Annotated in this window: 9 protein-coding genes; 5 read left to right on the top strand and 4 right to left on the bottom strand. The window is 37.5% G+C overall.

Going from position 1 to position 7,310, the window contains the following annotated elements; translation table 11 throughout:
* Window positions 1-940, bottom strand: a 940-nt coding sequence (locus tag RLO81_RS01725; RefSeq protein ID WP_350106313.1) for an exo-alpha-sialidase, incomplete at its 3' end; no start/stop codon positions are given.
* A gap of 80 nt (window positions 941-1,020) precedes the next feature.
* On the opposite strand from RLO81_RS01725, the gene RLO81_RS01720 reads away from it, so the two are divergent.
* The 3 genes from RLO81_RS01720 (at window position 1,021) to RLO81_RS01710 (ending at window position 4,087) form a co-directional block, all read left to right on the top strand.
* The gene (locus tag RLO81_RS01720) at window positions 1,021-1,413 is read left to right on the top strand and encodes an HYC_CC_PP family protein (RefSeq protein WP_350106310.1); all 393 of its coding nucleotides are present in this window, start codon (window positions 1,021-1,023) and stop codon (window positions 1,411-1,413) included.
* A 75-nt stretch (window positions 1,414-1,488) separates the two neighbouring features.
* On the top strand, window positions 1,489-1,860 hold the full coding sequence (locus tag RLO81_RS01715) for a heavy-metal-associated domain-containing protein (protein WP_350106307.1): 372 nt from the start codon (window positions 1,489-1,491) through the stop codon (window positions 1,858-1,860).
* Window positions 1,850-4,087 carry a TonB-dependent receptor gene (locus RLO81_RS01710; protein WP_350106304.1) on the top strand — a complete coding sequence of 746 codons (2,238 nt, stop codon included), beginning with the start codon at window positions 1,850-1,852 and terminating at the stop codon, window positions 4,085-4,087. The genes RLO81_RS01715 and RLO81_RS01710 overlap by 11 nt, the downstream gene beginning before the upstream one ends.
* Window positions 4,088-4,130: 43 nt before the next feature.
* On the opposite strand, the gene RLO81_RS01705 is transcribed toward RLO81_RS01710, so the two are convergent.
* Window positions 4,131-4,652, bottom strand: coding sequence for a DUF3124 domain-containing protein (locus tag RLO81_RS01705; protein WP_350106301.1), 522 nt, complete (start codon window positions 4,650-4,652; stop codon window positions 4,131-4,133).
* 99 nt (window positions 4,653-4,751) lie between these two features.
* Entirely contained in the window at window positions 4,752-5,693 is a 942-nt protein-coding gene (locus RLO81_RS01700) for a DUF4097 family beta strand repeat-containing protein (RefSeq protein ID WP_350106298.1), read from the bottom strand.
* Window positions 5,694-5,849: 156 nt separating this feature from the next.
* Between RLO81_RS01700 and RLO81_RS01695 the strand changes: the two genes are divergently transcribed.
* On the top strand, window positions 5,850-6,350 hold the full coding sequence (locus RLO81_RS01695; protein ID WP_350106295.1) for a hypothetical protein: 501 nt from the start codon (window positions 5,850-5,852) through the stop codon (window positions 6,348-6,350).
* Window positions 6,351-6,710: a nuclear transport factor 2 family protein gene (locus tag RLO81_RS01690; RefSeq protein WP_350106292.1), complete on the top strand. Its 360-nt coding sequence runs from the start codon at window positions 6,351-6,353 to the stop codon at window positions 6,708-6,710.
* Between the two features lie 6 nt (window positions 6,711-6,716).
* Here RLO81_RS01690 and RLO81_RS01685 read toward each other — a convergent pair.
* Window positions 6,717-7,310, bottom strand: a 594-nt coding sequence (locus RLO81_RS01685) for an MCP four helix bundle domain-containing protein (protein WP_350106289.1), incomplete at its 5' end; no start/stop codon positions are given.

The following is a 7,310-nucleotide window of genomic DNA, read 5'->3' as shown; positions in this document are numbered from 1 at the left end:
CCACTCTAATTGGTTTTGAGAACGTAGAACCACCATCTTCAGAGAAAATTAATTTTACCTGGGCATCCTGAGAAGCAGTGAACCATGCAATTACAAGATTGTTACCTTCTGCCGCTATTTGCGGTCCATTTACCGGGCAACCCATAATCTCCCAATTGTCGTTGTAGATTGCCACAGGTTTTGTCCAGATATCATTAACAAAACGGGTAATATAGATATCGCGAATTTCTTCTTCCGATCGGTTTCTATATATTACCACAGGCCCATTATCAGTAATTGCAGCGGCTGTCTGACAACAATCGCAAACACGGTCATCCAACTGCCATTCCTGTATTTTATTTCCGGTTGGAGAAACAACAGCTGCCCTAATTGTCATCTCACCATAGTGCCCTTCTACCATCGATGTACTTCTGCCATCCAGCCAGGCTATAAAATAATTATCACCATAAGGTACCATGGAAACAAAGCCATGCTCAGCTTCCTTGCCATCGTCATGAATTAAAGTAGACTCAGACCAACTTTTACCATAATTTTGAGAGGTTTTTATAGCGATATCATAGCTATAAGTTCCCTCACTACTTTTTACAAGAAAGTGGGCTATTATCTTCTCCCCTTTAAAGGTGGCAATCATTGGGTAATCCGCCCAATTAACAAACCAATTAGTGCCACCACTTATTAGCTTTGGTGTACTCCAACTTTTATCTTCCAAAAGCTTGGCATACTTAAAAACCGACTGCTCTGAGGTATCTGTTTCAATTGTTTCTACCCACGATAAATAGACATTCTGTTCTAAGTCCTGAAATAAATAAGGTAAGTGGTTTTTCCCTACTTCAACAGGTAAAGAGATGATCATTTCATTTTTGTCTGAATTGCTATTGTTCAAAGAACAACCTTTGAAAAAGAAAGAAAAAACCATCAGCAATAGGGCAAATCTATTCATAGCTCCTCAATTTTATGGCTTTCTATCCTTACCTTTGCAAAAGGTGAACAAAAAATTGTTAATCTTCGTTTAAATGGCTAATGCGTAAACTGTTTTTAACACATATTGCCATTATTTATCTGTTGCTATCAGTGGGGGTTACTAAAAGCACTCACTATTGCATGGGTAGAGCCATTAATGTTGAGTATTACTCCATATTAGCTGATGGTTGCTCTACGTCTGATGAAAGAAAGATGCCCTGCTGCGATGATGAAACTGAGATTTTAAGCATCGAAGATGAGCATCAAACAGAGTCGCTGACAAAATCATTTGCCAATACTGTATCTCTGTTCGTTCCAAGCTACTTTCAGCTGGAGTATGAAAGCTTACTAAACATAACTGACGAATCTCAATTTGCTGATTTGCCAGACCCCCCCGAATTGGTGAAGGAACCAATCTACATTACCACGCATAGTTTTACTTTCTACGGTTAATTTTTAGAGTTAATTACAACAATACCAAGGGTAAGCATCCTTGGCAATCCTCTTTGTATTCTAAATTTTAAACCAATGAAAAATATATTAATAATAACAATAGCACTTTTTATAAGTAACACCTCCTACTCGCAACAAAAAGTAGTTGAAGACTCCATTAGCGTTTCTGGAAATTGCTCTATGTGCAAACGAAGAATTGAAACAGCCATTATGGCTCAAAATGGCGTGAAGTATGCCGAGTGGAATGTAAAAACAAAGAAACTCTTTATTGCTTATCGAGAAGATAAAATAAGTGCCGAAGAAGTTCACAAAGCCATTGCTGCCGCAGGGCATGATACTGATTTGATAAAAACTGAAGACTTGGTGTATTCTGACCTGCCCTTCTGTTGTTTGTACCGTGATCATGATCCACATGGACCAAATGGCGAGGAGCAACATGAAAGGTAATTATCACATAGTACTCACTCTAATACTGCTGACTTCCTTCGTTAACATTTCATTTAGCCAATCACTTTTTGGTGTAGTTATTACTGAAGAGTCTGGTAAAAAGGAGCCACTTTTTGGAGCCAATGTTTATTGGCAAGGTACTACCATAGGCACAACTACCAAGGAGAATGGTACTTTTTTCATCGATCGAACTGAAGATAGCAAAAAACTGATTGTGAGTTTTGTAGGTTACGCCAGTGATACTATTGAAATTACCAACCAGACCAGCATTAACGTTACGCTTAACCCGGAAACAACCCTTAATGAAGTAGTTGTTGAAGGCTGGAAACCGAGTTCTGGGATCAACTATCTGGAAGGAATCAACACTCTTGAGATGAGTGAAGACGAGCTCTTTAAGGCGGCATGTTGTAATCTCTCAGAGAGTTTTGAAACGAACCCCTCTGTAGATGTATCTTTTACAGATGCAGTTTCAGGCACAAAACAAATTCAAATGCTGGGGCTCTCAGGCCCTAATGTGATGATTAGTGTAGAAAATATGCCAGGCCTCAGGGGTTTGTCTTCAAATTATGGCCTAACTTTTATTCCGGGTTCATGGATTAACTCAATCCAGGTAACAAAAGGAGTAGGTTCTGTTGTGAATGGACATGAGAGTATTGCAGGTCAGATTAATGTGGAGTTAAAAAAACCTCAGGAAAGCGATAAACTGTTCCTTAATGGCTATGTAAACCAATCTGGCAGAACTGAACTTAATACCATTTACACACAGCGCGTGGGTGAAAAATGGGCCACTACAACACTTTTACATGGTTCCATCAGACCCACCAAAATGGATAATAACGATGATGGATTTTTAGATTTTCCTATATCGGATCAAGTGAATTTTGTTAATCGATGGGTTTACAAAAGTAAAAAAGGTTGGTTGGGTCAGTTTGGTGTGAAAGTTTTGGAAGACAATAAAATTGGTGGACAAACTTCTTTTGATGAAGATATGGAAAGAACCTCATCCAATCCTTATGGTGTTAAGTTGAGCAGCACCAAATACGAAGGCTTTGGTAAATTGGGACATGTATTTTCTGGTAAAGAATATAAAAGCTTTGGTTTTCAGTTCAACACCTACAAACAAAACTTCAATAGCTATTTTGGTTTAAATAATTATGATGCCGATGAAGATTATGTGTACTCCAATCTTATTTATCAATCGATTATTGGTAATACAAAACATAAGTTTAAGACAGGCCTTTCTTATTCTTACAATCATATTGATGAAGGATTAAATGCATTGCAACTCGACAGGACCGAACATGTTACAGGTGGTTTCTTTGAGTACACATATGACAATTTGGATGATCTGATTGTAATTGCCGGTGCCAGATTAGATTACAATAGTCTTTTTGGGGAAATATTTACTCCACGAATTCATGTTAAATATTCTCCGTTCGAAACAACTGCTATAAGACTATCTGCCGGCAGTGGAACCAGGACTGCCAATATCATCAGTGAAAATACTTCAGTATTGGCAAGTTCAAGAACCGTTTTGTTTGAGAATTTACAAACAAACATGGGCTATGGTTTTGAACAGGACAAAGCCTGGAATTTTGGCTTGAATGTATCTCAGGAGTTTAGATTGAATTACCGCGATGGGGTGATCAACTTCGATATATACCATACCAAATTTGATAATCAGGTGATTCTTGATTTAGACAGAAACCCACAAGAAGCTGTATTTACTTCGTTAATTGGTGATTCCTATTCGAATAGCCTCCAATTTCAGGTAGACTATGAACTCCTCAAACGACTAGATTTGAGAATGGCTTATCGCTGGTTGGATGTAACTGTAGATTACAATATAGGTGAGCTACAAAAACCGTTGTTCCCGCAAAATCGTGCTTTTTTAAATCTTGAATATGAAACTTTAAATAAATGGGCCTTTGATTACACGGTTCAATGGACTGGTGAACAAAGGATACCAAATACCAGAACCAACCCTGAAGAATTCAGAAGGTCAGAATATTCGGAAGATTTTGTGTTGATGAATGCGCAAATAACCAAAACTTTTGATAAGGGCTGGGCTGTATATGTTGGAATGGAAAATGTAACTGACTATCAGCAAAAAGATGCTATCATAGCGGCTAATGATCCTTTTGGAGCGTTCTTCGATAGTTCATTAATCTGGGGGCCGATATTTGGTCGTATGGCTTATGTTGGTTTCCGGTATCGAATTAAATAACCTAGCACAACCTTACTAAGCTTTAAAAGCTTGGTAAGGTTTTTTACTTTCTAATATGTTGACCAGTAGTTGTAAAAGACAGGCCTAGGTTGCCACTAGCAGAAATCATCACGCCTTCGAAAAGTGGCTTGTTTGAGCCGGGTTTAATCTTCCAATCGAAAATAAAATTTGCTCCAGTTCCGCCACTTTTATCATACTGATCAATAACAATTTCAACAGTCTCCATAGGAGCCACATAAATGGTTTTATTAAAATATTTCCTTAAAGATTTACCTTCGGAATTGAAATACTCAGCATGATCAATAAAGATTGTATCATTTCTGTTCGTATTCCTAATGCTTACCGTTGCAGTTAAATCGAGGATAATATCTTCTGAGCGGCTATAAATTTGCGAATAAACTGATAGGTAAGTTGATCCGGATTCTAGAGAATCCTGATTACCGATATTGGCTATCCTGCTACTCCAAACTACCGGATTAATAGAGCTAATCTTTTTCTCTTTTTCACATGAAAATATTATACTGACAATAACTCCAGCGATCAGAGTAATCTTCAACTTACACATAAAAACAAGTTTAACTCAAATTAAGTAGCGCATTGTTATTAACCAAATAAAAAGCCAGACTACAAATTAATACAGTCTGGCTTTGATTAAAAACAACTCTTACTTAGAAATACTCGCTACACCAGAGCCGGTGCCAATATTAATTTCTATTCCACTGTTATCAAATTTCTTAGTCTTTTTAAGGGTCACTTCTCCGTAAGACTCCTCTTCTTCTTCCTCAGTATCAAAACTAAACGGTGCATCAATTCTTCCTCTTTTCTTATCGGCTTTCATTACAACTTCTCCTACAAAATCGTTTCCGTTAAAATCTAGTTCAGCATCACCGCTTCCACTATTCACATTAACATTCGCCATAGGACTTTTTGTTAATGCTACCTCTACATCTCCAGACCCCGAGTTAAACCCGCTGTTATCAGTTACTTCAATATCATCGGCCTTAATATCCCCACTTCCTACATTGGCATAGATACCACCAATTGCTCCTCTGATTGAAATATCTCCACTGCCTGCATTAAGCCTAATATCTCCATTAATGGTGGTTACATCCATGTTGCCAGAACCAGTATTCACTCGTAAATCACCATCGTATTTGTCAACCATAAGATCACCAGATCCGGTGTTAACTCTTAAGTCGCCACTCATATTTTTTAGTTCAATATCTCCAGAACCGGCATTCATATCTATCGAAGCTTTTAAACCAGAGGCCATCATGTCTCCAGATCCGGTATTCATACGCACATCTACGTCATCAGGTATAGTGATTGTCCAAATAGGACTTTTACCACTGTAACTACCCCTACTTTCTTCTTTAATGACCAAAGTGCTTCCTTGTTGTTCAATGGTGGGTGAGTATTTATCGGTATCATAAAAATGTTCTAAAACTACTTTCACAGATTTATCGGACGACTTTTTAAGGATGCAATCACCGGAACCAGTGGCTAGCTTTACTTTGTTAATACCTGTAAAATTCTTTTCTATTTTCTCCTGAGCATATACACCCAGCGAAATTAATGCTGCCAGTAATGTTAATTTGAGTTTCATGTTGTTTGTGTTTTATATATAAGACTAAAGAAAGATAAAAAGGTTGCACCTTCTGGTATTGCGATTTGGGCATATAATAGATCTGGTTAAATGTCGTTATATTTGGTATGAATCAAATCGGGATAAAAAGCGTTTATTATTTAATTATCTAACACGATGAAAAGATTATTTATACTGTTGATAGCGGTTTGGTTTACTGCATGCAATGAAGATGAAGAAGTATCTGATTACACAGGCAATCAGGTGACTTACGATTTGGTTCAATCCTCCGACTTTCCTGTGCAAGGCACGGCTACATTTAGAGAGCGAAGAGATTCTAACATAGAATTGTTCATTCAGCTAAGCGGAACAGAAGGGACTATTGAACATCCGGCTCATTTACATTATGGGGATGTTTCTGTGGCAGATGCCGAAGTTGCTAAACTTTTATTACCGGTACGAGGCTCATCTGGTAAGAGTGTAACCATTTTTAACCGACTAAACGATGAGACACTAATAACCTACAATGATCTTTTAACCTTTGATGGCCACATTAAAGTGCACCTTGATGGTGGCGCCAATAAAAGTACAATACTGGCATCCGGTAATATTGGAAGTGCGTTCACCAAAAATCCTTCTGTTGGCAGAAAGGAGATTGCTGTTTGTAGAATGGAGTAGATGAAATCTCGCGATATACTTAAAGAATGGGTTAAAAGCTTTAATACTGCTGATGCCAATGCCATGGCTGAGTATTACCATGATGATGCCATTAACCATCAGGTAAATCAAGACCCAATAATGGGAAAGGAAGCAATCAAACAAAAGTTTAAAGAAGAATTTGCCACGGCTGAGATGGTTTGCATTGTAGAAAACATTTTTGAAGATGGCGAATGGGCTATTCTCGAATGGAAAGATCCGTTAGGCCTGAGAGGTTGCGGTTTCTTTCATATTGTGGATGGAAAAATTAAATTTCAACGAGGCTATTGGGACATGCTGAGCTTTTTAAGGCAGCACAAGCTACCATTTCCGAAAGAATAAGTACGCCTAATTTAAATGGCCCTTTTGATTAATCCGTGGCGTTAGTGATTTGGCACTGAAAATAATGGCCTGAATGATTAGCCCCACAACTATTAACAGACATATTTCTAACTTTGAGGTAAGGTTGCTAGATGCCAATAACTGTGAAGAATTATCAATAATATTTTTACCTTCTTCTAATTGAATTTCTGAAAGTTTATCGAGGGCAGTAAACAGTTTTGGAAAATGTGCTTCCAATTCTAAAGTGCGTACAGGCTTTCCATCATATAAATAATAGTTCTCCAAATCATACAGCCTATTTACATCAGTTTTTAATTGTTCAAAATAGCGTTCCTCCTCCTTTGTAAGGATAGTTCCTTCATAAAGTTTAATCAGCTTATTGATGGAAATATTCAAAGATGCATTTTCATAACTCAGTTCTTGATTCTGTTTAAAACCAGGGTTTAATATCAGGTCTTTTTTATCATTAAAAGCGTTAGAAAGTTTGTAGATGTAGCCTTCCACCACCAACCTGTCTTTATAAAAGGTAGTGAAGGAATTTTTGAGTTCACCTGAGTTACTTGAGTCAAGCAAATTGGTGATCAATAAAATAATAAAAAC

Origin of the sequence: Fulvivirga sp., from assembly GCF_040220315.1 — a bacterium.
Classification (GTDB): domain Bacteria; phylum Bacteroidota; class Bacteroidia; order Cytophagales; family Cyclobacteriaceae; genus Fulvivirga.
Note: the sequence above shows the minus strand (reverse complement) of the source record. Positions and strands in the feature narration are given on the sequence as shown.

Excerpts from the sequence above, each read along its gene's own strand:
- RLO81_RS01720 (WP_350106310.1), top strand. The coding sequence starts at position 1,021 with ATGCGTAAACTGTTTTTAACACATATTGCCATTATTTATCTGTTGCTA.
- RLO81_RS01715 (WP_350106307.1), top strand. The coding sequence starts at position 1,489 with ATGAAAAATATATTAATAATAACAATAGCACTTTTTATAAGTAACACC.
- RLO81_RS01710 (WP_350106304.1), top strand. The coding sequence starts at position 1,850 with ATGAAAGGTAATTATCACATAGTACTCACTCTAATACTGCTGACTTCC.
- RLO81_RS01705 (WP_350106301.1), bottom strand. The coding sequence starts at position 4,652 with ATGTGTAAGTTGAAGATTACTCTGATCGCTGGAGTTATTGTCAGTATA.
- RLO81_RS01700 (WP_350106298.1), bottom strand. The coding sequence starts at position 5,693 with ATGAAACTCAAATTAACATTACTGGCAGCATTAATTTCGCTGGGTGTA.
- RLO81_RS01695 (WP_350106295.1), top strand. The coding sequence starts at position 5,850 with ATGAAAAGATTATTTATACTGTTGATAGCGGTTTGGTTTACTGCATGC.
- RLO81_RS01690 (WP_350106292.1), top strand. The coding sequence starts at position 6,351 with ATGAAATCTCGCGATATACTTAAAGAATGGGTTAAAAGCTTTAATACT.